Annotated in this window: 2 protein-coding genes; both read right to left on the reverse strand. The window is 34.9% G+C overall.

Annotated features, from left to right (window positions below):
- Positions 1-186 (reverse strand): hypothetical protein (locus D9V42_RS14705; protein ID WP_208639092.1); only part of this gene is annotated, 186 nt, incomplete at its 3' end.
- On the reverse strand, positions 176-918 hold a 743-nt coding region (locus D9V42_RS14710), incomplete at its 5' end, for a hypothetical protein (RefSeq protein WP_122065550.1). The genes D9V42_RS14710 and D9V42_RS14705, both read right to left, overlap by 11 nt.

Raw genomic sequence — 918 nt, forward strand, 5'->3', positions numbered from 1 at the left:
ACCACCAATTGATACAAATTGTCCGACTTCATACAAGAGCGTGGTCTCGATTCTAAGCGTGTTTTTACTATTATAGTACACTTTACCTTGCAATAGTTCTAAGTGGTCTTTACGAAGCTCTCTATGCCCTTTAAAGCTATCTATTCTATATTTGTCGCCATAAGTAGCTACATACTCATATAACATTCGGTTTGTCTCCACTTCCTACAAAAATAAGTCTATCATTGAACTCTGTTTTAACTCTATCTGCTATATATCCTGAATATAGCTTGCCCTCGTACCAAATATCTACTAAGTCATTAACATACAAAGGAAAAAGTTCATTTTGATTAAAGAATAACCTTGTGACGATTGTAGAGGGAGAAATTTCAACCTTAATAGTAGACAACTCAGGAGGGTTTCCGTGGTCATCTCTATCATAAAACAATGTTTTGGTTGTCCTTACATCTGGCAAGTCTGTTCCGTCTCCATGATAAGTGCTATAATCAATGACATCTCCGTTATTTTTTGCTGTGTACATTTTAGGAGGGTCTGTGTAGTCATCTGTTGCTTTATTTTTAACGAACACAACAGCAAAATTATAAGCTGAACGTTCTACTATTGTTTCCGTGTCCATTGTCACACTTTGCTTAATATCTACCCTTGTCGTGATTCTTTTTCTATTCCAGTTTCTTGAAGCAAAGTTAATGAATAACAAGTTTCTAGGGTCTGTTTCAGATGGAGCGTGTTGAATGGTTGTAGTTGGTTGAAATTGAACCTTGGAAAATATCCTTTTTGCTACATCATGAGCTGATGAAGTTTCCGCTTTACGATTAATCGTAGCCTTTCCAGCAAAGATACTTGAATCAAAGAAATAACCATAACTCATTAAATTATTTTTATTAGGGTCAATTAAATAATTAATTATACCAGAGTTTG

This window comes from Staphylococcus pseudoxylosus (genome assembly GCF_003697915.1).
GTDB lineage: Bacteria > Bacillota > Bacilli > Staphylococcales > Staphylococcaceae > Staphylococcus > Staphylococcus pseudoxylosus.